This window comes from Frigoribacterium sp. MCBA15_019 (assembly GCF_001864945.1).
GTDB lineage: Bacteria > Actinomycetota > Actinomycetes > Actinomycetales > Microbacteriaceae > Frigoribacterium.
Window position 1 is genome coordinate 198819 of the sequence record NZ_MJGS01000012.1, and the last position, 24244, is coordinate 223062.

At 72.3% G+C, this 24244-nt stretch carries 25 protein-coding genes; 14 read left to right on the forward strand and 11 right to left on the reverse strand.

The features are described from left to right. Positions 1-34: 34 nt before the first annotated feature. Positions 35-1564 (reverse strand): CitMHS family transporter, encoded by a 1530-nt coding sequence (locus BIV04_RS10190; protein WP_071256170.1) that lies wholly within the window; start codon positions 1562-1564, stop codon positions 35-37. 302 nt (positions 1565-1866) lie between these two features. Here BIV04_RS10190 and BIV04_RS10195 point away from each other — a divergent pair, with 302 nt between their 5' ends. After that, on the forward strand, positions 1867-3810 hold the full coding sequence (locus BIV04_RS10195; RefSeq protein WP_083396349.1) for a sensor histidine kinase: 1944 nt from the start codon (positions 1867-1869) through the stop codon (positions 3808-3810). Continuing rightward, entirely contained in the window at positions 3807-4505 is a 699-nt protein-coding gene (locus BIV04_RS10200; protein ID WP_071256174.1) for a response regulator, read from the forward strand. The genes BIV04_RS10195 and BIV04_RS10200 overlap by 4 nt, the downstream gene beginning before the upstream one ends. A gap of 147 nt (positions 4506-4652) precedes the next feature. On the opposite strand, the gene BIV04_RS10205 is transcribed toward BIV04_RS10200, so the two are convergent. Together BIV04_RS10205 and BIV04_RS10210 are read right to left on the reverse strand one after the other, a co-directional pair. Next, positions 4653-5186: a hypothetical protein gene (locus BIV04_RS10205; protein WP_143048662.1), complete on the reverse strand. Its 534-nt coding sequence runs from the start codon at positions 5184-5186 to the stop codon at positions 4653-4655. Next, positions 5179-5463 carry a hypothetical protein gene (locus tag BIV04_RS10210; protein WP_071256176.1) on the reverse strand — a complete coding sequence of 95 codons (285 nt, stop codon included), beginning with the start codon at positions 5461-5463 and terminating at the stop codon, positions 5179-5181. Before BIV04_RS10210 ends, BIV04_RS10205 begins: the two co-directional genes overlap by 8 nt. Before the next feature lie 192 nt (positions 5464-5655). Between BIV04_RS10210 and BIV04_RS10215 the strand changes: the two genes are divergently transcribed. The 12 genes from BIV04_RS10215 to BIV04_RS10270 all read left to right on the forward strand — a co-directional run bounded on the left by BIV04_RS10215 (position 5656) and on the right by BIV04_RS10270 (position 16748). Further along, positions 5656-6000: a flagellar basal body protein gene (locus BIV04_RS10215; protein WP_043596821.1), complete on the forward strand. Its 345-nt coding sequence runs from the start codon at positions 5656-5658 to the stop codon at positions 5998-6000. Then, on the forward strand, positions 6000-6395 hold the full coding sequence (locus tag BIV04_RS10220) for a flagellar basal body rod protein FlgC (RefSeq protein ID WP_043596823.1): 396 nt from the start codon (positions 6000-6002) through the stop codon (positions 6393-6395). The genes BIV04_RS10215 and BIV04_RS10220 overlap by 1 nt, the downstream gene beginning before the upstream one ends. Further along, a complete protein-coding gene (gene fliE, locus BIV04_RS10225; RefSeq protein ID WP_071256177.1) occupies positions 6395-6751 on the forward strand; it encodes a flagellar hook-basal body complex protein FliE in 357 nt (118 codons plus the stop codon). Before BIV04_RS10220 ends, fliE begins: the two co-directional genes overlap by 1 nt. Continuing rightward, positions 6751-8442: a flagellar basal-body MS-ring/collar protein FliF gene (gene fliF / locus BIV04_RS10230; RefSeq protein ID WP_071256178.1), complete on the forward strand. Its 1692-nt coding sequence runs from the start codon at positions 6751-6753 to the stop codon at positions 8440-8442. Before fliE ends, fliF begins: the two co-directional genes overlap by 1 nt. Then, positions 8439-9494 carry a flagellar motor switch protein FliG gene (gene fliG / locus BIV04_RS10235; RefSeq protein WP_071256179.1) on the forward strand — a complete coding sequence of 352 codons (1056 nt, stop codon included), beginning with the start codon at positions 8439-8441 and terminating at the stop codon, positions 9492-9494. The genes fliF and fliG overlap by 4 nt, the downstream gene beginning before the upstream one ends. A 140-nt stretch (positions 9495-9634) precedes the next feature. After that, positions 9635-10372, forward strand: a complete 738-nt coding sequence (locus tag BIV04_RS10240; protein ID WP_143048663.1) for a hypothetical protein — start codon at positions 9635-9637, stop codon at positions 10370-10372. A gap of 62 nt (positions 10373-10434) precedes the next feature. Beyond that, positions 10435-11793 (forward strand): FliI/YscN family ATPase, encoded by a 1359-nt coding sequence (locus BIV04_RS10245; protein ID WP_071256535.1) that lies wholly within the window; start codon positions 10435-10437, stop codon positions 11791-11793. Further along, on the forward strand, positions 11793-12251 hold the full coding sequence (locus BIV04_RS10250; protein ID WP_071256181.1) for a hypothetical protein: 459 nt from the start codon (positions 11793-11795) through the stop codon (positions 12249-12251). The genes BIV04_RS10245 and BIV04_RS10250 overlap by 1 nt, the downstream gene beginning before the upstream one ends. After that, entirely contained in the window at positions 12248-13039 is a 792-nt protein-coding gene (locus tag BIV04_RS10255; protein WP_255364256.1) for a C40 family peptidase, read from the forward strand. The genes BIV04_RS10250 and BIV04_RS10255 overlap by 4 nt, the downstream gene beginning before the upstream one ends. Then, on the forward strand, positions 13036-14970 hold the full coding sequence (locus BIV04_RS17160; RefSeq protein WP_071256184.1) for a flagellar hook-length control protein FliK: 1935 nt from the start codon (positions 13036-13038) through the stop codon (positions 14968-14970). The genes BIV04_RS10255 and BIV04_RS17160 overlap by 4 nt, the downstream gene beginning before the upstream one ends. Before the next feature lie 12 nt (positions 14971-14982). After that, on the forward strand, positions 14983-15429 hold the full coding sequence (locus BIV04_RS10265; protein ID WP_071256187.1) for a flagellar hook assembly protein FlgD: 447 nt from the start codon (positions 14983-14985) through the stop codon (positions 15427-15429). A 149-nt stretch (positions 15430-15578) separates the two neighbouring features. Beyond that, the gene (locus tag BIV04_RS10270) at positions 15579-16748 is read left to right on the forward strand and encodes a flagellar hook protein FlgE (protein WP_043597522.1); all 1170 of its coding nucleotides are present in this window, start codon (positions 15579-15581) and stop codon (positions 16746-16748) included. 165 nt (positions 16749-16913) lie between these two features. Here the strand turns inward: BIV04_RS10270 and BIV04_RS10275 are convergent, their stop codons facing one another. From BIV04_RS10275 to BIV04_RS10310, 8 genes are all read right to left on the reverse strand, one after another. Continuing rightward, positions 16914-18284 (reverse strand): reverse transcriptase family protein, encoded by a 1371-nt coding sequence (locus BIV04_RS10275; protein WP_218141845.1) that lies wholly within the window; start codon positions 18282-18284, stop codon positions 16914-16916. A gap of 428 nt (positions 18285-18712) precedes the next feature. After that, positions 18713-18985, reverse strand: coding sequence for a DUF4190 domain-containing protein (locus tag BIV04_RS10280; protein ID WP_055975123.1), 273 nt, complete (start codon positions 18983-18985; stop codon positions 18713-18715). A gap of 114 nt (positions 18986-19099) precedes the next feature. Then, positions 19100-19738 carry a YitT family protein gene (locus BIV04_RS10285; protein ID WP_255364273.1) on the reverse strand — a complete coding sequence of 213 codons (639 nt, stop codon included), beginning with the start codon at positions 19736-19738 and terminating at the stop codon, positions 19100-19102. 365 nt (positions 19739-20103) lie between these two features. Next, entirely contained in the window at positions 20104-20694 is a 591-nt protein-coding gene (locus BIV04_RS10290; RefSeq protein WP_071256188.1) for a hypothetical protein, read from the reverse strand. Positions 20695-20739: 45 nt separating this feature from the next. Next, positions 20740-21990 (reverse strand): hypothetical protein, encoded by a 1251-nt coding sequence (locus tag BIV04_RS10295; protein ID WP_143048664.1) that lies wholly within the window; start codon positions 21988-21990, stop codon positions 20740-20742. Beyond that, positions 21987-22658 (reverse strand): hypothetical protein, encoded by a 672-nt coding sequence (locus BIV04_RS16805; protein WP_143048665.1) that lies wholly within the window; start codon positions 22656-22658, stop codon positions 21987-21989. Before BIV04_RS16805 ends, BIV04_RS10295 begins: the two co-directional genes overlap by 4 nt. Beyond that, complete coding sequence (locus tag BIV04_RS10305; RefSeq protein WP_071256193.1) at positions 22655-23947, reverse strand: hypothetical protein; 1293 nt, start codon at positions 23945-23947, stop codon at positions 22655-22657. The genes BIV04_RS16805 and BIV04_RS10305 overlap by 4 nt, the downstream gene beginning before the upstream one ends. Further along, positions 23944-24231, reverse strand: a complete 288-nt coding sequence (locus tag BIV04_RS10310) for a hypothetical protein (RefSeq protein ID WP_071256195.1) — start codon at positions 24229-24231, stop codon at positions 23944-23946. The genes BIV04_RS10305 and BIV04_RS10310 overlap by 4 nt, the downstream gene beginning before the upstream one ends. Positions 24232-24244 lie beyond the last annotated feature (13 nt).

The window sequence follows — 24244 nt, forward strand, 5'->3', positions numbered from 1 at the left end:
GGCCGGCCCGGCCCGGCCCGGCCCGGCCGCAGCCTCAGCCGAAGGGGATGACCCCGACGACGACGGCGACCACGAGCATGACGACCGAGACGACGGCCGCCCGCCAGAGGACCTTCTTGTGGTGGTCGCCGAGGTTGACGTTTGCGAGGCTGACCAGCAGCAGGATCGCCGGCACGAGCGGGCTCTGCAGGTGCACGGGCTGGCCGATGACCGATGCGCGCGCCATCTCGACCGGCTCGATGCCGAACGCCGCGGCGCTCTGGGCGAGCACGGGCAGGATGCCGAAGTAGAAGGCGTCGTTGCTCATGAAGAAGGTGAGCGGCAGGCTGAGCAGCCCCGTGATGACGGCCAGGTACGGGCCCATCTCGTTCGGGATCACCTGGACGAGCCACTGCGCCATCGCGTCGACCATGCCCGTGCCGTTGAGCACGCCGATCAGCACGCCGGCGGCGAAGACCATCGAGACGACGCCGACGATGCTCGGCGCGTGGGCGACGATCTCGGCCGACTGCTGCTTGACCTTCGGGAAGTTGATCAGCAGCGCGACCGCGACGCCGACCATGAACACGTAGGCCAGGGGGAAGAGGTCGAGCACGAGCAGCACCATCACCACGACGGTCAGCGCGAAGTTGAACCAGATCAGCTTGGGGCGCAGGGTCTCGCGGGTGGGGTCGAGCATGGTGTCGGCCAGGGTGCCGCTCATCGGCGTGCCGTTCTCGCTGCCGCCGGTGCCGCCGGGGTTGTCGATCGCGCGCTCGCCGGGGGCGTCCGCCCGGCTGCCGTCGGCGCGACCGCCGCGCAGGCCGAGCGCGACCGTGGGGCTGGTGAACATCGAGACGCCGACACCGGCCTTGCCCGGTCCGCCGCCTCGGGCGGCCGTGGCGAGCTCGCGCGACAGCGGTGACATCTTCTCGGCCGCCGCGGCCAGCACCGAGCCGCCGAGCTCGACCGTGCCGAGGCGGCGGCGCTCGCGCAGGCCCATCAGCCAGGCGAAGACGAACACGATGACGAGGCCCGTGATGAGCGACGGCACGAGCGGCACGAAGATGTCGGACGGTGCGACGTTGAGAGCGGCGGCGGCGCGCACGGTCGGCCCGCCCCAGGGGACGATGTTGAGCGTGCCGTTGGCGAGGCCTGCGACGCAGGTCAGCACGACCGGGCTCATGCCGAGCTTGAGGTAGATCGGCAGCATGGCGGCGGTCGTCACGATGAACGTGGTCGACCCGTCGCCGTCGAGCGAGACGGCCCCGGCCAGCAGTGCCGTGCCGAGCACGATCTTCGCGGGGTCGTTGCCGGTCACGCGGAGGATGAACCGCACGAGCGGGTCGAACAACCCGACGTCGATCATCAGCCCGAAGTACATGATCGCGAACATCAGCAGCGCCGCGGTCGGGGCCAGGTCGCCGATCGCCTCGATCACCATGTCGCCGATGCCGAGGCCGGCTCCCGCGAACAGGCCGAAGATGGTCGGCACCATGATCAGGGCGAGCATCGGCGAGAGCCGCTTGGTCATGATCAGCACCATGAAGGTGGCGATCATCAGATAACCGAGGATGACGAGCATCAGGACTCCTTCGTCCGGTTCGTGTGTCCGGGCACGCTAGCCGCGCGTCACGACCCGCGTCGCGCTTGTGCGCATTGGCCGACTATCGCGCGTTGGCACCGTTCTGCGCATTCTGCTCAGGACGCACGGCCCGCCCCGCCCCGCCCGACCCCGACCCGCCCCGGCTCGGCACCGCGTTTCGTGCACCGCACCGTATCTAGACGAGGTGCGGTGCACGAAACGCGGTGCGGCGCGTGCGCGAGGGCAGGGCGGGGCCGCGAGGAGGCGCGGGGCGCGTCGGCCATGCCCGGTACCCTGGCGGCGTGACCGACGACAGCTCACCACGGCGACGCCGCACGCCGGCGAGCCGTCGGGCGGGTGCGCGACGCGAGCCGGGGCAGGGGGCGACGCCGCGCCTCCGGAAGCGACGTTTCGCCACCGAGGTGCTGCTGTTGCAGCTCGCCGTCGTCACCGCCATCGTGCTGCTGACCAGTGCCGTCTTCGCGACGATCGCCGTCCAGCGCCTGGCGCGCGAGGCCGAGTCGACGGCGCTCGCCGTGGCTCAGAGCGTCGCGAGCGACGCCGACGTCCGCGAGCAGGTCGCCCGGTTGAGCGTCGACGGCACCGAGATCGACCGGGAGGCGCTGGCCGGGGGAGCCCTGCAGCGCACCGCGGTCGCGGCCCAGCAGCGCACCGGGGCGCTCTTCGTCGTCGTGACCGACGATCGCGGGGTGCGGCTGGCCCACCCGGACCCCTCCCGCATCGGCGAGCGCGTCAGCACCAGCCCCGACGCGGCCCTGCGGGGCGAGGAGGTCGTCGCGTGGGAGCGGGGCACGCTCGGCGACTCGGCCCGCGCGAAGGTGCCGGTGTACGCGCCCGGCGTCTCGGCCGGCGCGGCGTCGGCGGGGTCCGGTCCGGCGGCGGACGTCGTGGGCGAGGTCAGCGTCGGCTACGCGCCGACCCGGGTCTACGACACGCTCGTGCAGGACGCCCTGCCCGTCGTCGGGGTGGCCGTGCTGGCCCTCGCGCTCGGCGTCGTCGCGTCGGTGCTCATCCGTCGGCGGCTCGACCGGGCGACCCTCGGTCTGCAGCCCGAAGAACTGTCGACCCTCGTGCAGAACCAGCAGGCCGTGCTCGGCGGCGTCGGCGAGGGCGTGCTCGCGGTGTCGCGCGACGGCGTGGTGACGGTGTGCAACGACCAGGCCGCTCGACTGCTGGGACTCGACGCGGGCGCCGTGGTGGGGCAGCCGCTCGACGGGCTCGACCTGCCCGAGGGGCTCGTCGCGCTGCTCGGCTCGAGCGGTCGGCACGGCGACGTCGAGGTGACCCCGGCAGGAACGCCGGCCGGCACCACGACCGACACCACGCTCGTGGTCGACCACCACGTGCTGCTCGTCGACGTGCGCCCGGTCTCGCGCGACGGGGTCGACCTCGGCCGGGTCGCCGTGGTGCGCGACCGCACGGCCGTCGAGGCGCTCACCCGCCGGCTCGACGCCGTCGGGGCGATGACGACGGCCCTCCGTGCGCAGCGGCACGAGTTCGCCAACCGGCTGCACGCCCTGTCGGGGATGCTCGAGCTCGGTCGGGCCGAGCAGGCCCGTGCCTACCTCGCCGACGTGCTCGACCACGGGCCGCTGCGCTACCCGGTCGCCCACGCCGACCGGCTGACCGAGCCGTACCTGCAGGCGTTCCTCGGGGCGAAGGGCGTCGAGGCCGCCGAGCGCGGGGTGCTGCTGAAGCTCGGGCCCGAGACGTTCGTCACGGGGTCGGTCGTCGAGCCCGGCGACGTGACGACCGTGCTCGGCAACCTGGTCGACAACGCGGTCCGGGCCGCCGTGGCCGGTCGCGTCACCCCGGCCTGGATCGAGGTCGAGGTGCTGGACGACGGCACCGACCTGCACCTGTCGGTGATGGACTCGGGCGACGGCGTGGCCGACGCGGGGCTGCTGTTCGACCGCGTGCCGCACGACCCCGACGCCGGGCCCGGCGATGTCGACCCCACGCGCGTGCACGGTCTGGGCTTCGGGCTGCCGTTGTCGCGCGACATCGCCCGACGGAGGGGCGGCGACGTCTGGCTCGGCTCGCCGGGCGGCGAAGAGCACGGTGCGGTCTTCTGCGCGAGGCTCGTGGGCGCGGTCTCGAGCGAGGCGGTGGGGACGGGCGGGTCCGAACCGGCCCGCGCCTCCTCGGCCACCGCTGCATCACACGACTTGCACGACCCGCGCACCGGCGGCGACCCCCGCGATTCCGAGAGGACCACCCCGTGACGACCGAACTCACCGTGCTCGTGGTCGACGACGACTTCTACGTCGCCGACCTGCACCGCCGACAGGTCGAGCAGCTGCCCGGCCTGCGGGCGCTGCCCCCGGTCGGGACGGTCGCCGAGGTGCGTCGCGTCCTGGCCGAACGGCCCGTCGACCTGTTGTTGCTCGACGTGCACCTGCCCGACGGCAGCGGACTCGACCTGCTGCGCGAGGTCGACGTCGACGCGTTCGTGCTCAGCGCCGCGTCGGACGCGGCGACCGTGCGGCGGGCCCTGCGGCGCGGGGCGCTGGGCTACCTGATCAAGCCCTTCGCGTCGGGCACGCTCGTCGACCGGCTGCGCGCCTACCAGCGGTACCGCAACGTGCTCGACGAGCGGACGGCCGTCGACCAGGAGGCGCTCGAACGGGCCCTGCGCATCCTCCATTCCGGCGACGCGGCGAAGGCGGCCTCGCCGTCGCGGTCGGCGACCGAGCAGGCGGTGCTCGAGCAGTTCGGCGCGGAGGCCGGTGCCGGTGCCGTCGGCGGGGCCGACGTCGGGCCGGTCGAGCTCTCGGCGGCGGACGTCGCCGCCCGGGTCGGGGTCTCTCGCGCGACGGCCCAGCGCTACCTCGCGGCGCTCGCCGCCGACGGCCTCGTCACGATGAAGCTCAGCTACGGCACCACCGGCCGCCCCGAGCACCGCTACTCGCGCCCCTGACGCGACCCGCGCCTCCTGCCCGTCGCCCCGCCGCCGCACCGCACCGCCGACCGAACGTCGCACCGCCCACATCGGCGGTGCGACGTCCAGTCGGCGGTGCGACTGCGCCTCCTCGTCGAACGCTCAGCCGAGGAGGCGCGGCCCGGCTCAGTCCGAGGGATCGGTCTCGACCGTCGGTCCGACGACGCCGAGGAGGACGTAGTTCTGCCCGGGTGACGCACCGTCGTCGCCGGCCTGGACGGTCAGCTCGAAGCCGTCGTAGCGGCCGTCGTCCGAGGTCAACGTGACCCAGCGGCCTCCCGCGTTCGACGTCTCACGGTCGAGACCCACCGTCCAGCCGTCCGAGACGTGGGCGTCGATCACCGACTCGGCGATCACGAGCTGGGGTGCGTCCGGCACGAGGTTCACGTACCGCAGCACCCGCCACTCCTGGATGCTGCCGTCGGCGTCGTCCGCCGAGCCGCCGATCGCCGCCGCGCTGTCCTCCTGGGTCTCGACGCTCGCCACGAGCGTCGGGTCGATCTGGGCTTGGAGGCCGTCGATCAGTTCCGTGGCGACCGCGCCGGTCTCCTCGAGGGTCAATCCGTCGTCGTCATCGTGAGGGCCCGTCGTTCCGGTGCTGCACGCCGTGAGGAGGGCGAGGCCCAGCACCACGAGGCAGAGCACTCGGCGATCACCCACGGAGGCCCACGAACCACCAGAGCGACGCGATCTCGGCGGGCTGCCGCTGGAGGCCGATCCACAAGCCGACCGGCCACAGGAGCAGGGGCAGCACGACCCCGACCGCGATCGCCGCGACCACGAGGGCGAGGAACACGAGCCCGACCAAGGCACCGACCGATTGGCGGCCCAGAGCATCCTCCGCAGCCGCCTCGTCGTCGTCCACGACGAGCTTCTCGTCCGGGTCGGGGGCGTGCTCGTCCCCGAGGCCCAGCAGCCGTCGGCCGTCCTCGTCCATGCGCGCGCCTCCGTCCCCCGGTCCTGGGCGCGACGCTAGCAGCAGCGTGCGTGCGCCCCCACTACGGGGCAGCTGCCCGCGCACCGCTTACGCCGCCCCGCGCCCCGCCGATAGAGCGCCGTGAGCACGGATCGCTCGCACACCCCGGCCACGGATCGGCCCCCGCACTCCACCGACCCCACCGGGACAGGCATGCCACTCGAATCCGTGACGCAAGCGGCGCTGCAGAGCGCCCTCGACGGTCTCTCGCTGCGCCAGAAGACGATCGCCGCGAACATCGCGAACGTCAACACCCCCAACTACACCGCCAAGCGGGTGCAGTTCGAGGAGGCGCTGGGCAGGTCGGTCGCGTCCGGCAGCGGAGCGGTCCAAGCGTCCACGTCGCGCAGCCTCGAGCCCACGCGCCTCGACGGCAACAACGTCAACCTCGACACCGAGACCCTGTCGAACGTCGACACGGTGTTGCGCTACCAGTTCGCCACGCAGGCCATGAACTCCGAGCTGACGGCCGTGCGCGCCGCGTTCCGGACGAACTGATGACCGCCTTCGACGCGATCGGCATCGCGAGCACCGGCCTGACCGTGCACCGCAAGTGGCTCGACGCAGTCTCGGACAACATCGCCAACGTCAACACCGTGAAGTCGATGGACGACACCGCCTTCCAGGCCCGCTACGTCGAGGTGCAGGAGGGTGCCGGCACCTCGGGCGTCTTCGTCAAGGCCGACCGCTACGGCAGCGAAGCCGGCCGCGTCACCTACCTCCCCGACCACCCGCTCGCCGACGCCGAGGGATACGTGCGCATGCCCGACATCGACCTCGGCGCCCAGATGGGCGACCTGATCATGGCGCAGCGTGGCTACCAGGCCAACGCCGCCGTGGTCGACCGTGCCAAGACGGCCTACGAGGCCGCACTCCAGATCGGACGTGGCTGATGCCCATCGCAGGAATCCAGGCCCTCGGGGCCGTGCAACAGAGCGGCTACGCCGACGTGAGCGCGCTCATGAAGGCCGGCGGAGCGTCCGACGTGACGGGCGCGACCGGCGCGACCGGCGCCTCCTCGGTCTCGGGCGCGACCTTCGGCGCGACCATGACCGGTGCCGTCGAGGGCCTGCAGCAGCTGCAGTCCGAGTCGAAGACCCTCGCGGTCAAGGCCGTCACGGGCGACCTGACCGACATCCACGACGCGACCATCGCCGCGACGCGTGCCCAGGTCACGCTCGAGCTGGTCAGCGCCGTCCGCAACAAGGGCGTCGACGCCTTCAACGAGATCATGAGGATGCAGGCCTGATGCCCACCGCCGTCAAGGGCCAGCTCGCCAAGCTCGGTGCCGCCCTCCAGAGCTTCACGGTCGCGCAGCGCACGATCGCCGTCATCCTGCTCGCCGCCCTGGTGCTCGGCATCGTCGCGCTCGTCAGCTGGCTGGGCAAGCCCACCTACACGCCGCTGTTCAGCGGAATCGACCCGACTGACGCGAGCGCCATCGTCGAACTGCTGCAGACCGACGGCGTGCCGTACCAGCTGACCGCCGGCGGCGGCACGATCCTCGTGCCCGAGAACGTCGTCTACGACGAGCGCCTCAAGGCCGCGGCCGCCGGACTGCCCGCCGCGAGCTCGGGTGGCGGCTACTCTCTGCTCGACACGATGGGCGTCACCTCGTCCGAGTTCCAGCAGAACGTCACCTACAAGCGCGCCATCGAGGGCGAGCTCGCCAACACGATCAAGGCGATGGACGGCGTCAAGAACGCCAGCGTGCAGCTCGCGATCCCCGAGGAGTCCGTGTTCGTCGCCGAGCAGCGCGACCCCACCGCCTCGGTGTTCGTCGAGACCCAGGCCGGCGCGACGCTCGACTCCAAGCAGGTGCAGGCCATCGTCAACCTGACCAGCGCCTCCGTCGACGGCATGAAGGCGACCGACGTCGCCGTCACCGACGCCTCGGGCACGGTGCTGTCGGCCGTCGGCAGCGGCGCGGTCGGCGGCGCGGGCGGCGACGCGAGCGACTACGAGTCCAAGGTCCAGGCGTCGGTGCAGGCGATGCTCGACAAGATGGTGGGCCCCGGCAACTCGTCCGTCGTGGTGGCCGCCGACCTCGACCAGAGCTCGGGCACCAAGGTGACCGAGTCGTTCTCGCAGCCGACCTCGGGGCCGATCGCGCTCAACGAGTCGGGCACCACCGAGCAGTACGGCTCGGGGGCGGACGGGGCGAACGGCACCGGCGCGACCGGCGTGCTCGGCCCGGACAACATCGCGGTGCCGAACGGCACCGCCGCCGACGGCACGACCACCGCGGGCATCGGCGCCGACGGCGGATACACCAACGAGTCGACCACCAAGAACAACGCCGTCGACAAGGTGACCGAGAGCCTGAACGTGCCGGCCGGTGAGGTCAGCCGGCAGACGGTCTCGGTCGCGCTGAACTCGGCCGCGGCCAACGGGGTCAACATGCAGAGCGTGCGCGACCTCGTCGGTGCCGCCGCCGGCATCGACGCCGCGCGCGGCGACACCGTCCAGGTCGCCCAGGTCGACTTCGACACCTCGGCCGCGGACGCCGCCGCCGAGGCGCTCAAGGCCGCCGACGCGGCGAGCGCGAGCGAGGCGATGTGGGGCACCATCCGCACGGTCGGCATCGTCGCGGCCATCGCGATCGCCGCCATCGTCGGCCTGATCGTCTTCGCCCGCCGCAGCCGCCGCCAGGACCGCGAGGACGTCGACCTCGGCGAGCTCGCCCCGCAGAACGGTGCCCAGACCTGGGACGCCACGATGCCGCTGTCGCTCGACGACGCCGTCGCCACCTCGCGGCTCACGCTGCCCGGCATGGGCGAGGCGAAGACCGAGCTGCTCGACGTCGACGCCCCGACGCCGTCGCCCGAGTTCGTCTCGGCCGAGCGCCGCCGGGCCGAGATCGACGCGATGGCCGAGCGCGACCCGGGCAAGACCGCCGAGCTGCTGCGCGGCCTGATGGACGACCGGCAGCCCGCATGAGCCTCGTCCCCACCACCTTCGGCGCCCCGGCGGCCCCCGGGGTCGGCAAGCCGTTGACCGGACCGCAGAAGGTCGCGGTCATCCTGATGCAGATGGACCAGGCCCGTGCGGCCGCGGTCATGAAGGAGTTCAGCGAGGTCGAGGCCGAGGAGATCGCGGCAGAGATCGTGCGCCTGCGTCGCGTCGATCCGTCGCTCGCCGAGGCCACCGTGGCCGAGTTCCACGATCTCAGCGTCAGCGGCCGCTACCAGCGCCGCGGCGGGCACGACGTCGCCGTCGGTCTGCTCGAGGCGTCGTTCGGTTCGGAGCGTGCCGCCGGCGTCATGGAGCGCATGGCGTCCAACATGGCCGGCAAGTCGTTCGAGTTCCTCGACGAGGCCGAGGCCGGTCAGGTGGTGACGCTGCTCGACGGCGAGCTGCCGCAGACCATCGCCCTGGTGCTCGCCCACCTGCGACCGCAGCAGGCCTCCGCCGTGATGTCGGGACTCGACGTCGAGCTGCGTGCCGACGTCGCCCAGGCCATCGCGACGATGGGCACGGCCACCCCCGAGTCCGTCGGCATCGTCGCGGCCACCCTCAAGGTGCGGGCCGGCGCCGTCGTCGCCCCGCGCGAGCAGGTCGAGGTCGTCGGGGGCATCCAGCCGCTGATCGAGATCCTCAACCGCAGCGACGTGGCGACCGAGAAGGCGCTGCTCGAGGGCCTCGACGAACGCGACCCCGAGCTGGCCGAGGAGGTGCGATCGCGCATGCTCACCTTCGAGGACATCGTCAAGCTCGAGTCGCGCGACATCCAGCAGGTGCTGCGCGGCATCGACGCGGCGATCCTCGCCACCGCGATGAAGGGTGCACCGTCCGCGGTGACCGAGGTCATCCGCGGCAACGTCTCCGAGCGCAACCGCGAGCTGCTGGACGACGAGCTGCAGTCGATGGGTCCGGTCCGCAAGTCGCAGATCGAGGAGGCGCGGGCGTCGGTCGTGCGCGCCATCCGCGAACTCGAGGCGATGGGCGCGATCACCATGCACCGCTCCGACGACGACGCCCTCGTCGAGTAGCCCGGCCCCCCTTCGGGGCAAGGGCTAACGCCGGTCCGGCGGAGGCCGAGAGTCGCCGGTGAGCACGGATCGCTCACCTCACCCCTGGCCACGGATCGGCCGTCACCCCCAACGCCGAACGGCCCGTGATGCTCGATTCCGTGATGACCCCCGAGGGCGCTGCCCCGGTCTTCGCGCGTGTCAGCTACCCGTCCGTCTCGCTGCCGGGGTCCGACGCCGCCACCACCCGACAGGCGCACGACGCCCGGGCCGAGGCCCGCGGTCACGCCGCCGGGTACGCCGCAGGCCTCCGCGCCGCCGAGCTCGAGCTCGCCGCCCGCCGTGCCGTCCTCGAGGCCGAGCACTCCGACCTGCTGCACCGCCTGCAGGCCGCGACCGTCTCGGCCGTTGAGGCCCTCGCCACGTCGGCCCGCGCGCTCGACGCCCGCGTCGCGCCCGTCCTGGACGACGCCGAGGAGGCGCTGGTCGCGACCGCCTTCGAGCTCGCCGAGGCGGTCCTCGGCTACGAACTGCGCGCCTCCGAGTCCGTCGACGACGGGTCGCACGGGGTCGACGCCACCGCCCGGGGCGCCGCTGACACGGTCGACCCGCGCAGCGGCCGCACCGCTCGTGCGGCCGTCGCCCGCGCCCTCGCCGTGACCGACCCCGGCGACGTCGTGACCGTCCGTCTGCACCCCGCCGACCTCGCCCAGCTCGACGCCGCGACCCGCGACTCCGTGGCCGCCGACATCGCCTTCGTCGCCGACGCGACCCTGGCCCGCGGCGACGCCGAGGCCGAGCGGCGCATCGGCCAGGTCGACGCCCGACTCGGCACCGCGCTCGACCGGGCCCGGACGGCGCTGCTCGGCGACCCGGCGTCGGACGGGGGCGTCTCGTGACCCTCACCGCGCCTCCTGCCCTCGTGTCGGCGGGTGCCGTCGTCGACGGCGGCCGTCCGCGCGTGCCGTCCGCCCTCGCCCCCCGTCTCGCCGCCGCACGCGTGGCGGCCCGCCCGCAACGCGTGGGCCGGGTCAGCTCGGCCGTGGGCCTCGGCCTCACCGTGCAGGGCCTCGACGCGGCCGTCGGCGAGATCGTCGCCGTCGGCGACACGACCGTGACGTCCGGCGGCACGGACGTCGGCTCGAACCTCGCCGAGGTCGTCGCGACCACGCCCGACGGCGTGCGGTGCATGCCGCTGGGCCGCCTGACCGGCATCACGACCGGCACGCCCGTGCGCTCGACCGGTCGTCCGCTGCTCGTCCCGACCGGCACGGGCCTGTTCGGGCGCGTGCTCGACGGGCTCGGTCGGCCGATCGACGGCAAGGGGCCGCTCGTCGGCGCCGACGGGGGTCGCGTCGACCTCGTGCCGCTCGACCACGAGACCCCGTCCGCCATGCACCGGGCGCGCATCGACACGCCCCTGCAGCTCGGCGTGCGCGTGCTCGACACCCTGACCACGGTCGGCAAGGGCCAGCGCGTCGGCCTGTTCGCCGGCTCGGGCGTCGGGAAGTCGTCGCTGCTGTCGATGATCGCCCGCGGCTCGGACGCCCAGGTCAGCGTGATCGCCCTGGTCGGCGAGCGCGGCCGCGAGGTGAGGGAGTTCCTCGAGGACGACCTCGGCCCCGAGGGCCTCGCCCGCTCGATCGTCGTCGTCTCGACCAGCGACGAGCCCGCCCTCATGCGCCTCCGTGCCGCGTTCGTCGCGACCCGCATCGCCGAGTCGTTCCGCGACCAGGGTGCCGACGTCGTGCTGATGATGGACTCGCTCACCCGCGTGGCGATGGCCCAGCGCGAGATCGGCCTCTCGGTCGGCGAACCGCCCGCGACCCGGGGCTACCCGCCGTCGACGTTCTCGGTGCTGGCCGGCCTGCTCGAGCGCGCCGGCACCGACCGTATCGGCTCGGTCACCGGGCTCTACACGGTGCTGGTCGACGGCGACGACCACAACGAACCGATCGCCGACGCCGCCCGCAGCATCCTCGACGGGCACGTCGTGCTCGACCGCAAGCTGGCCGTGACCGGGCACTTCCCGTCGGTCGACGCGCTCGGCTCGGTCTCGCGCGTCGCCTCGAAGGTGACCAGTCCGCCGCAGCGCGCCGCCGCGACGACGCTCCGCAAGGTGATGGCCGCGCGCCGGGCCGCGCAGGACCTCCTCGACGTCGGCGCGTACCAGCGCGGCACCAATCCACTCGTCGACGCGGCGGTCGACCACCAGGGCGCCATCGACGCGTTCCTGCAGCAGGGCATGGACGACCGGGCGGCCTCGGCCGACTCGTGGAACGCCCTCGCCTCGCTCACCTCACGGTTCGGAGCGATCTGATGGCACGTCCGTTCTCGCTGCTCGGCCTGCTGCGGCTGCGTCACGCCCAACAGGACCAGGCCGGTGCCGTCCTCGCCGAGGCCAACGACCGCCTGCGCGAGGCCGCCGACGAGCGCGTGCGCGCCAAGCGCACCCTCGCCGACGAGCCGTCCGAGGTCACCGACGCGGCCATGCTGAGCGCGCTCGCCGCCTCACGGGCCTCGTCGCGCGGCATGCTCGCCGAGCTCGACGCGGTCACGCAACGCCGTCAGGCCGACGCCGACGCCGCGCAGGCCGCCTTCAACGAGGCCCGTCGTGCGGCGATCGGCCTCGAGAAGCTCGAGCACAAGCACGTGGTGGCCGAGGCGGCCGCGGACCTGCGCGACGAGCAGATCGCCCTCGACGAGATCGCCTCGCGCCCCCGCCCCGACGGTTCGCCGTCCGGCCCCGACCCCGAGAACCCAGGAGGCGCGGCGTGAGTCCCGTGACCGAGGTCCTGTCCCGCATCCAGGACATCCAGGCGACCATCGCCCAGTTGCGCACCGGCACCACCGGTGCGGCGACGTCCGCGACGGCCACCGCCGCGTCCGCGACGTCGGCCACGGCCTTCGCCGACGCGCTCGCCGGCACGTCCGGGACGGGTGCGACGGGGACCAGCGCCTCCGTGGACGCCGTGGCCGGATCGGTCGCGAGCGGCAGCGGAGCCGACGGCTCGGACGTGGTCGAGTCCGCGAAGAAGTACCTCGGCGTGCCGTACGTGTTCGGCGGCGAGGATCGGACGGGCATGGACTGCTCGGGCCTCGTGCAGACGGTGTTCAAGGACCTCGGCGTCAGCATGCCGCGGGTCGTGCCCGACCAGGCGAAGATGGGCGCCGAGGTGTCGTCGCTCGCCGAGGCGAAGCCCGGCGACATGCTCGTGCCCAAGGGCGAGGGCCACATCGTGATCTACCTCGGCGACGGCAAGGTGCTGCACGCGCCCCGCCCGGGCAAGGACGTCCAGATCGTCGACAACTGGTACAAGGACTCCGACCTCAGCACGATCCGGCGCATCGTCCCGGCCGAGGGCGCGTCGGGTGCCGCGTCGACGTCGGGCGCGTCGTCAGCGCTGTCGGGCCTGTCGGGCCTGTCGGGTCTGTCGGGTCTGTCGGGCTTGTCGGGTCCCTCCGGCCTCTCCGCTTCGGCCGGTGCGTCGGGCGCGTCCTCGTCCGGGACCGACCTGATGACCGCTGCCCTCCAGAAGCTGATGAGCGCGGGGGTGGCCTCGTGACCCTGTCCCGCACCCTTCCGTTCGCGCCTCCCGCTCTGTCGGAGGCCTCGTCGCTGCGCGCTCCCGTCGGGTCGCGCGGGCAGGGAGCAGGCGGTGCCGGTGCTGGTGCTGCCCGCGACGCCGACCGTGCGGCCGCCGGCTTCGGCGCCGCCATGCGTGACGAGCACGCCTCGCGGGCCGCCGACCGGCGCGACGCCCGGGTCGTGGACCGTGACGCCCGCACCGCCGACCGTGATGCCCGTACCGCCGACCGTGACGCACGTACCGTCGGCCGTACCGTCGACCGGAACGCCCCGGTCGCACCGAACGCCTCGCCCCCTGCCTCGGACGAGACGGTCGCCACGTCGTCGCTCGACCCCGCGTCCGTCGCGCCCTGGCGCCGGTCGTTCGCCGACGCGACCTCGGCGCCGACCGCCGGATCGACCGGTGCCGCCGAGCCCGGAACCGCGAGCGGTGCCGCCGAGCCCATGTCGACGACCGACGGCGGGCCCACCGTGTCGGACGGCATGGCATCCGGCATCGCGACGCCCCTGCCCGTCGCTGTCGCCAGCGCTGTCGCTGTCGCCGGCGTCGTCGCCTCCGGCCCGGCCGGGTCCACCGGGACGGCGGACGCCGTCGGGACTGTCCCCGCTGCGGCTCCTGCCCTCGGCGCCGTGTCGCTGCGTCCTTCCGCGTTCGCCGATCCGGTACGCACCGGATCGTCGACCTCCTCCGGCGCCTCGGCCGAGAACCTCGATCCGGCACGTACCGGATCGGCCGTCTCGTCGGCGGTCGCCGGGCCGGTCTCCGACCTCGCCCCGGCCCGTACCGGATCGGCCGACCCGTCCGTCGCCGGCCCGGCCCTCGGCGCGTCAGCACTCACCGCCACCTCCACCTCCACGGGAGCTGCTGCCGTCGCCGCTCCCGCCGCGGCAGCGATCGCTCCGATCACCACGGCGTCCACCCCGGGGACCGCCGCCGCGACCGCGACCGCTGCCACGCCCGGCGCGCCCGAAGCCGCCGCCGCGACCGCCGCGCCCTCCGGCACGGGTGCGGCCCGCACGTCTGCCGACTCGGCCCCTGCCGGTCCGTTCGCTCCGGTACCCACCGGATCGGCCGACCGCTCCGAGGCGCTGCCCGTCGCCGGTGATCCGGTCCGTACCGGATCAGCGACCCCGAGACCCGCCCCCTCCGCGGCAACGGCGTCGGACGGCCGTCCCGTCTCGTCGCCCGCCACCGTCACGTCCGGCCCGTCCGGCCCGGCGGCCCCCTCCACCTCGACGACGACGGCACCGTCACCCGCCACCGCCTCGGCCGCCGCGACCGCCCCCGTCGACCCGATCGTGCTCACCGTCCCCGGGGCCGTCGCGACGTCCGCGGCCTCCGCCACCAGCGCCTCCTCGTCCGCGGCTCCGACGCCGTCCGCGGCGCAGCCGGCCCCGTTGACCCAGCAGCTCGCGCGCCCGCTGTTCACGCTCGCCGCGGCGGGTCCCGGGGTGCACGTCGTCACCGTGGACGTCGCCCCCGAGGCGCTCGGCCCGGTCACCGTCCGGGCTCACGTCTCGGCGCACGGCACGCACGTCGAGATGTTCGCCGCGTCGGACGCCGGCCGCGACGCCGTGCGGGCGATCCTCGGCGACCTGCGTCGCGACCTCGCGACGGCGTCGAACCCGGGAGGCGCGGGTCACCAGACCAGCGTCGACCTCTCGTCCCAGAACCAGCCGTCCGACGCCCGGGGCGACCGCTCCGGTCAGCCCGGCTCGCTCGGGGCCCAGACCGGTGCCGACGGCGGGCCGGGTCGGCAGGCTCGCGACGCCGCCGAGGTGCGCACCGCCGACGCCCGCACCGGACGCGCGCCGCGCGACGGAACCGACCTTCTCGACGCGACGGGTGCGGTCGACCGTGCCCGCGCCTCCTCGTCCCTCTCGACGTCCCTCGACGTCCTGGCCTGAACCGGAGACCCCATGCCCTCGATCGACCAGATATCGGGAACCGTCGACGTCGCGACCCAGATCGCCGCCGCCAACGCCGCGAAGAGCGGCTCGAGCCGCACGACGGCGAACACGATGGACAGCGAGATGTTCATGAAGCTGCTCGTCACGCAGCTCAAGAACCAGGACCCGTCGACCCCGATGGACACCAACGCCATGATGTCGCAGACCACCCAGCTGGCGATGATGGAACAGGTCACGGCCCAGACGACGACGGCCAACGAGAACTTCTCGCTGCAGATGCGCATCGCCGCGTCGAACCTCGTCGGCCGCGAGGTCAGCTACACGGGCCCCGACGGCGTCGAGGTGAAGGGCACCGCCACGAGCGTGTCGTTCGCCGAGGCCGTCCCCAAGGTCTCGGTCGGCGGGAAGGAGGTCGCCTTGGATCTCATCTCGGGCATCGCCACCACGAAGGCGTGACACGACCCGCACGACCCGCACGACCCGAACCACCCGCACGACCCGCACGACCCGCACCACCCCTCGAACCGCACCGGGAGCAGGACGCGACCGGCACCACCCGCGCAGGACGCGCCTCCAGATCTCTCCCCAGCTGAAAGGCAGCACCCATGCTCCGCTCCCTCTACTCCGGCATCTCGGGCCTCCGCTCGCACCAGACGATGCTCGACGTCACCGGCAACAACATCGCCAACGTCAACACCGCCGGCTTCAAGTCGTCGACCACCCAGTTCCAGGACACGTTGTCGCAGATCACGCAGGGCGCCGGCGGCCCGCAGACCGGCATCGGCGGCACGAACCCCGCGCAGATCGGCCTCGGCGTGCAGGTCGCCGGCATCTCGACGAACTTCGCGCAGGGGTCGGCGCAGGCCACCGGCAAGGCCACCGACCTGATGATCTCGGGTGACGGCTTCTTCGTCACCCGCCTCGGCAACGACACCGTCTACACCCGCTCGGGTGCGTTCGACTTCGACGCCGACGGTCGTCTCGTGTCGTCCGACGGCAAGATCGTGCAGGGCTACTCGGCGACGAACGGCGTCATCAACGACGGAGGCGCGCTCGGCGACATCACGCTGCCCCTGAACGCCGCGGCCCCGGCGACGGCGACCTCGAGCGCCACGGTCGGCGGCAACCTGCCGAGCGAGTCGGCGGTCGGCGACAAGATCGTGCGCGACACCAAGGTGTTCGACGCCAACGGCCTCGAGCGCACCCTGACGCTCACCTTCACCCGCACGACGACCGGCTGGGACGCCTCCGCGACCGACGGCAACGGGGGCGCGACCGCCTCCATGGCCTTCACCGACGGCAAGCAGACCGGTGCCGCGTCGCTGCGGCTCAACGGCGTCACCGTCGACCTGTCGGGCATCACCGGCTTCGCGGCGCTCAACACCACGTCGATCACCGAGCAGAACGGCCGCGCGGCCGGCACCCTGCAGGGCTTCTCGCTGTCGAAGGACGGCACGCTGATGGGCCAGTTCAGCAACGGTTCGACGGTCGGCCTCGGTCGCGTCGTGCTCGCGACCTTCACGAACCCCGGCGGCCTCGAGAAGGAGGGCAACTCGGGCTACCGCGCGACCGCCAACTCGGGTGCCGCGACGGTCGGCGCCCCCGGTTCGCCCGGCGTCGGCTCGCTGGCCAGCGGCTCGCTCGAGATGTCGAACGTCGACCTCTCGCAGGAGTTCACCAACCTGATCGTCGCCCAGCGCGGCTTCCAGGCCAACGCCCGCATCATCACCACCTCGGACGAGGTGCTGCAGGAACTGACGAACCTCAAGCGCTAGCCGGCTGGTCGCTGGTCGCTGGCGGCCCGCGTCACCCTCCGCACCGCGTTTCGTGCACCGCACCCGATCTAGACCGGGTGTGCCGCACGAAACGCGGTGCGTTCGTCGTCCGGAGGCGCGGCGCCGCCCAGGAGGCGCGGTGCCGGTCAGGAGGCGCGGTGCCGGTCAGCGGGGGACGCGCGCGAACGCGGCGCGCAGCCGGGCCCCGCGCCCGGGGTTGAGCTGCTCGACCCAGCCGATGCGCCCCCACAGCTGGGCCGCGAAGTCCGGGTGCCCGGCCCGGTTCTGCGCCTCGAGCCCGGTGGTGGCGGCGTTGTGCAGCACGGCCCGCAGCCGGTCGTACTCGGAGCGCACCGTGTTGGTGCCCTGGTTGACGACGACGCCGGTGACGACCTGTCGCGTGGCCGCCCCGCGCACCCGGGTCTTGGCCGGGTTGAGCTCGTGTCCCTCGTCGCCGACGATGCGTCCCACGCCCCGCACGAACGCGTCGGCCCGCGCCGCGAGGGTCCCGTCGCCACTGAACGCGAGGTCGTCGGCGTACCGCGTGTAGGTCGCGCCGGCGGCCCGGGCGTACCCGTCGAGCCGCGAGTCGAGTCGGCGGACGGCGACGTTCGCGAGGGAGGGCGAGGTCGGCGCGCCCTGGGCGAGATGGGCGACCGCGAGGGCCTGGCGCAGGGCGAACCGCTGGTCTGGGTCGCCGCCCGGGGGCATGCGCGACAGCACGCCCGGTGGCACCGAGGTGGTGCACAACCCGGTGAGCACGTGGGCGACGGCGTCGGGCAGTCCCTCGCGGCGCAGCGAGCCGAACACCTGCCCGGCGGTGACCCGGGCGAAGAACGAGGTCAGGTCGAGGGCGATCACGACCTCACGGCCGACGTGCCGCCGGGCCCCCGTGACCGCGCTGCGCCCGGGGACGAACCCGTGCGCCGCGTCGTGCAGCGGCACTGCCGCCAGCACCTCGTCGAGCACGACGCGTTGCAGGTCGCGCAGTCGGAAGCCGGGCACCTCGAGCAGCCGTGGCGTGCGTCCGGGCCGTGCCCGCCACTCGTACCGGTGGTGCTGCAGGGGGCCGCGTTCGACGCGGCGGTGCCACCGGCCGGGGTCGGCGAACCAGTCGAGCTCGCCCACGGTCAGGTGCAGCAGCCGGGCGACGTCGGCCACGGTGCCCAGACGCAGGAGGCGCGGGTCGGCCGAGCGCGACCCGTGCTTCACGGGCACGTGGTGGACGATGCGCAGCGGACGGCCGCGCGCACCCGCCTCGGCCACCGCCTCGGTGAAGGCCGGGTCGCGGCGGATGAGGGCGGCGAGCGTGCGGGGGTCGTCGTGTGGTGCCCGGGGCAGGGTTCGGACGAGGCCCCGGGCGAGTGGGCGCCAGAAGCGGGCGGGCCCGTCGATCGCCTCGCCGGCTGCGGCGGCGAGCCCGCGGACCGACCACTCCGCGCCGAGGAGGGCGTCGGCGAGGGCGGTCGCCACGGCGTCGGGGCCCGGATCGGGATCGCGTGCGCCCGCGGCGGCGGCGGGGGAGCGGGCGCTCACTCGGAGCCCGTCCGGCCGCTGGTCGAGCGGCTCACGGTCGTACGCGCGCGAGCCGGGCGTGCCCCTGGTGCCGGGCGTGCCGGGGTGGATGTGATCCGCGGGGTGCGGCGGTGCCTCGGCGACTCGTGCATCGGTGCGGGCCGCGCGCCGCGCGAAGCGCGGTCACCGGCCTGCGGAGCGGTGCCGTGGTCGATCTGCGTGCCCCGGGGTAGCCCCGGAGAGGAAGGCACAACGCGTGTGCCGTCCACCTCGCCGAGACACCGTCGCATGCCCACACGTTAACGGCGGCCACCGACGTCCGCGATCCCTCGCGAGGCGGAACCCGTGTCGGGCGGAGCGCCCGCCCGGGACGCGAAGGAGGCGCGGTGCCTGCTCTGCAGACACCGCGCCTCCTGTGCTCCCCGGCTGGTGTGCCGGGGCCGATCGACCTAGTAGGTCGTCGGCATCGAGTTCATGATGGCGGGCAGGATCACCGCGATGTAGATGATGCCGAAGATGATCGACGCGATGCTGATGATGACGCCGGCGAGGGCGAGGCCGCGGCCGCGCTCACCGGTCTTCTTGATCTTCGACAGGGCGATCAGGCTGACGACCAGCCCGGCGATGTTGAAGACGAAGGCCAGGATGAACCCGACGATCGCGAGGACGTTGTAGCCCGCGGCGGTGCCGGCGGACTGGGGCATGGCGGTGTTGTTGGACATGAGGGCTCCTAGGTGGTGTGACGTCCGGGGACGTGCAAGACGAGAGTGACCGCTTCGAGACGAGAATGCCTCAAACAGACCGGTCGTGCACGGAAGTCTGGCAGAAAGTTGTGATCACGTGTGGCCGACATACCGGCCGGCCTTGTGGTTCATCGCGAGGACGAGGTTCAGGACCACGGCGCCGAGGGCCGAGAGCAGCACGATCCACGGCGAGACGACGGTCAGCGAGGTCAGCACGATGAGCACGTCGAAGCCCATCTGGACGTAGCCGGCGCGCAGCCCTGCGCGTTCCTGCAGGACGAGGGCGAGGATGTTGATCCCGCCGAGGCTGGCTCCATGGCGGAAGAGGATCAGCAGGCCGACGCCGACGAGCAGGTTGCCGGCGAGGGTGCCGTAGATCGGGTTGATGCCGTCGATGTCGAACATCAGGGGGTGCAGATACGAGAACGCGGCCAGCATGACGACGGTCAACACCGTGCGCAGGGTGAACGGCCAGCCTTTCTTCCACACCGCGAGTGCGAAGAACGGCACGTTGACCAGGACGAACAGCACGCCGAAGGTCCAGCCCGTGGCGTAGCTGGTGAGCAGGGCGAGGCCCGCCGTGCCGCCCGAGACGGCCCCGCTGGTCTTCAGCAGGAACAGCCCGAACGACGCCAGGAAGACCCCGGTCACGACGCCCATCACGTTCTCGGCGAGCGTGTGCTTCGTGGTGTCGACGGTCTTGATCGAGCCGGTCAGGGCGGGGTCGTCGATGCCGTGACGAGCCGGTGCGGCGGCGTCGGGGGTCGCGGCGTCCGGCAGTCCGGCGGGGGAGGACTCGGGGGCGGGCCCGTCGTCGCTGTCAACGGCGTCCCGCTCCGCGCTCGCGGTGCGGGACGTGCTCGCGGTCGGGGTGGCGGAGGAGGCGGTGGTGACGTCGTCGGCGCGGGCGGCGGGGGTGGTGCCGGGGCGCGACTCGTCGAGGGGTTCGTGGGTCACCGGCACATCCTGCCAGCCCCCTGTTTCGCGCACGTGACGCGCCGCGCCCCCTGCCGCTCAGCCCGCCGCACCGTCGCGTGGACGAGACGCCGCCGCACGCCGCGGTGTGTCGTCCACTCGACGGTGTCCTATTGGAGCGATCAGGCCCCGCCGGCCATCACCATGGCGATCGGCACGACGACCGCGATCAGGCAAGCGACCACCACGAAGGCGCAGAGCACCGGACGTCGGGTCGTCAGGGGAACGACGCCGGGCACGATGGCGGCGGCTTTCTTGCCCGAGAAGACCTGGTCGGCCGGCATGATCGTGAGTCGTGCGTGCTGGGCGATCTCGAGCAGCTGTTCTCCAGGCCAGTTGGCCTCGGTGAGGACGAGTCGGCGCCCCTTGCCGTCGCGGACGGCGAGGTATGCGAGGTTCTGCACACCCAGGTTGAGAGTGCAGAGGATGCCCCGCTGTGAGCCGTCGAAGTCGACGGTCGTGGTGCGTCCCCACCCGCGTCGGGCCACTGCAGCTTCGTACACGGTGATGCTCGTCGTCCGGAGGTAGATCCACAGGCCAGCCGCCAGAACGACCAGCAGGACGAGCAGGTACGGGACGACGGTCATTCCCATGCGGTTCCAGCCGATCAGGAAGGCGAGGGGTATCAGGACGAGTCGGCCTTTGGCCTTCGCCCAGAAGTGCGACCATGTCGGCCGGTAGGTGACGGCGGAGGAGAGGGACGTGGTGGTCATCGTTGTTCTTTCTGTTCGGACGGGTTGTGTTGGGTACGTGGGGGCTCAGCGGAGTCGGTCCTGCCAAAGCGCCCACGCTGCGATCGATACGTAGGTGACGACGAAGAGTGCGGTCGAGGCGATGGCCAGCACGGCCCAGATCGGGTCGGCATCGAGCGAGTCGACCAGTCCGACGGCTAGCGGCAGAGCAATGCTGCCCATGATGAAAGCGGCCGGGACTGCGGTCACCAGCGTCGGGGTCCGCCACGGGCCAGCGCCGAGAAGGGCCTGTCGTCCGTCTGATGTGCCACCCACAGGCGGCAGCTTTCTCGAACTTTCGAGGTCGACCTCAGTCAGCTCGGTTCTGGAGAGTCCTGCCGACTCGAGGAAGACACTCAGGGCCTGGAGATCGAATGCGTGTCGCCGTGACGGGCGGACCAAGAGCCTCGGCTGCCGTGTGCAGTCGTAGAGAGCGACCGAGCCGTCCCGTAGGAAGCCGAACTCGGTCAACGCGTCGCGGCGCTGACGGCCGCCCTCGGGCTGACCGAGGCGGAATCGTGTCTCCACGCCCACAGCATCGCGAACGCCGAGGTGCCCGTCCGTCAGCCAGAACATGACGACCCCTTTGTCGGTGGCGAGCGTCGTGCTCGTGGACGGGCTGGTGGCCAGGTGTCGTGAACAGCGGGTCCACGCCAGAGCCGGCAGTGTGGCCGCGATTGCGGTCGAGGCGCACCACACGCTCGACATGGCAGCCAGGTGCGATGCGAAAGGACGCGCGGCTTCGTTGAAAAAGGCCGTGATGGCGAGGGCCAAGACGGCTACGTAGGACAGCCCGGAGCTCAGGGCAACCCCGACATGGACCTGTGCCAGCCTGATTCGTCGTCGTTCGACTTGGGGCGACACGAGGAGCACCTCGGGCTGGCTGATCATGGGGGAGGTCTTGAGGCGCGACCAGGCACCGGGTGCCTTTCCGATTCTCTCGAAGAGGCTCTCGAAACCTGAGCTCGCCAGCATCCGCGCTGGTTCAGCGACCGAGTGCCCGGGCCACCACTGGTCAAGGGGGAAGACGAGCAGCTGGTCCGCGGTCTCGATCCAGGCAACGCCCTCGGGGCCTGCGTGCCGGAAGAAGAAAGGGTGGTCCGATTGATTCGCCCAACCCAGACGGCGGATTCTCGAGGAATCCGTCAATCGAAGCGATCTCCCACCCTTCGCGTCAGCCCACAGGGTTCGGTCGTGATCCCACCGCAACGAGTGAAAACCTCGATCGGCCCCGACGAATGGGCTTGAAGACGACTTGACGACGTCGGCGGGGTTCACGCCTCGACCCATTCCAAAGTCTCGACGATGCGATCCGCGTGAGCCAGGTACGGACCGATTGGACCGGGACCGAATGTGTCGAAGATCAACAGCATGACGGTCTCGGACGACTGCGGGAGGCGGACAGCGAACGTGATCTGTGCCGTCGTGACATCAGGCAGGCCGCCAGAAGCCGGCGATGGGGCGGCCGTTGTGCCGAACTGGGCAAGTGTGTCTTCGACCTCGCTCCGCCACTGACCATGGGTCAGTTCTCTTCGGACCAATCGTCGGGCGACGTCGCCGGCCGGCATCGACCGCCATTCGAAGGTCACGCGCGCCCCGGCGGGCGTTGAAACGGCCCCCCGCAGTGTTCGCTCGATTTCGTCGCAACTGAGAGCGGTTCCGGCATGGACGAGCGATACGGCCAAGGTCATCGGAAAGATGCCGGTCCGCGAAGGTCCGCAGAAGAGAAAAAGCTCGAATGCTCCACGTTCGAAGGCAGCCGTGCACCTCGTCGTCAGTATCTTTGCCAGCTCGCGGCGTCGCCTGGCCGCGAGCCCGCTGTCCCGACCGGGTTCGCGTGTTGCGGCTTCAGCCGCCATGCGATGGCTGAGTGTCGAGGCCTCGGCCACCGATCGGGCTCGGCGCCACGCGGGAGGCATGGTCATTCTGTAGCCGAAATCGGTCACAGCGACCCCACTTGGACACTCGTCTTCTTGTCTTCCCAGTACGTGCCGTCGAGCAGGCCAGCCACCACCGTTGTCATCTGCTGGAGCTCCGTTACGAGGCTGTAGGCACCGGCAGTCCCTCCTGTCACAGCCCAACGAAGGCCCATCGTCTTCATCTGTGCGGCAAGGGCCCCGCCGGGCCCGAGTTTCATGACGGCTGAGAGTTCGGCCCACCCGCCCGTCAGGAGGCCGTCGACGAGCACCACGAAGGGTTTCTGTCCGGCCTCGTCGGCGGCTCGGAAGACACCGTTTCGAGCGCCCTCTTCAGCGGTCTTCCTCGCCGTCTCGACCTTTCGCGCGGGGACCGCTCCTGCTCGGGCTGCCCCGGCTCGGCTCGCCGAGGACGATGCAATGCTCCGTGTCGCGCCAGCCACGGCGAACTTCATGCCGTTCAGTGACTGCAAGCCGACGATGGCCATGCCTAGTCCGACCAGGTCGGCGATGACGTCTTCCTTCGTTGCGTCACCTGCGAGCGCTTGCACTGACGTGATGGCAAGCGTGGCTGCAGCTGCTGCGATGCCTAGGGCGATGATCCACCCGACGGGGCCGCTGAACAGCATGACCAACAGGCCGACCGCCGCCAGCACCGGCCCGAGCGCGTTCAGGACGTCCTTGATCGCCCCCAGCACCCCGCGCGCATCGTGCACCACCTGCTTCACCCCGTCCCACCAGGTGTCGCGCAGCTCGTCGTCGCCGGCCAGGCGGATGGCGGCGATCGCCTGGTCGTTGAGGGCGCCGTACTCGCCGTCCGTGTCGCCCCCGGTGCCGACCAGGCGGGTGATGACGGCTTTCGCGTCCGCGAGGTCGGTGTCGGCGAGGTCGACTGCCCGCGTCCGGGCGGCCTCTTGCCGGTCGATCTCGAACGGGTCGGTCTCGCCGGGGACGACGAACTTGTCGGCCGTGCGCCGCGCCTCCTTCGCCTCGTCGGCGTCGAGGCGCGCGGCGTCCGCCTGGCGCTGCAGCTCTTCGAGACCGTCCGCGTAGGTGTCGAGCGCCGTGGCGAGGTCGAGGTAGCGCTGCTTCGCCTTGTCGATCGCGTCGGCCAGCGGTTCCGCCGACGTCGTGAAGGTGCGGCCCGACTCGGAGTCCCACCCCTCGGCCTTCGCCAATCGACGCAGCCGCCTCGACTGTGTCTCGATCGACGTGCCCGTGGCCCGAGCCGCGACCGCCGACGACCGGATGTCGGTCGGGTCACCGGGCACGGGGTCGGACGCCATGTCGAGCGGACTCCAGTCCCACGGGCGGCTCATGCCACACCCGCCGTGTCGGTCGGGGCCAGCGCGGCAGCCAGCTCGTCCTCGGCCTGCGTGAAGGTCTTCGCCGCGCCCTCGGCCATGGCGCCGACCGCCGCGATCGACTCGAGCATGCGGCCCCGGGCGATCGCCCAGTCGTCGACGAACGCGGTGACGGCCTGCTGCAGGCGGGGTGAACCGACGCCGTCACCGGAGGCGCCGGCGCTGCCCGACGACAGGTCGGTGTGCAGGGTCTGGAGGTCGCGGGCCAACGCGGCCAGCGCCTCCAGATCGATGTCCATGTACAGCGCCACG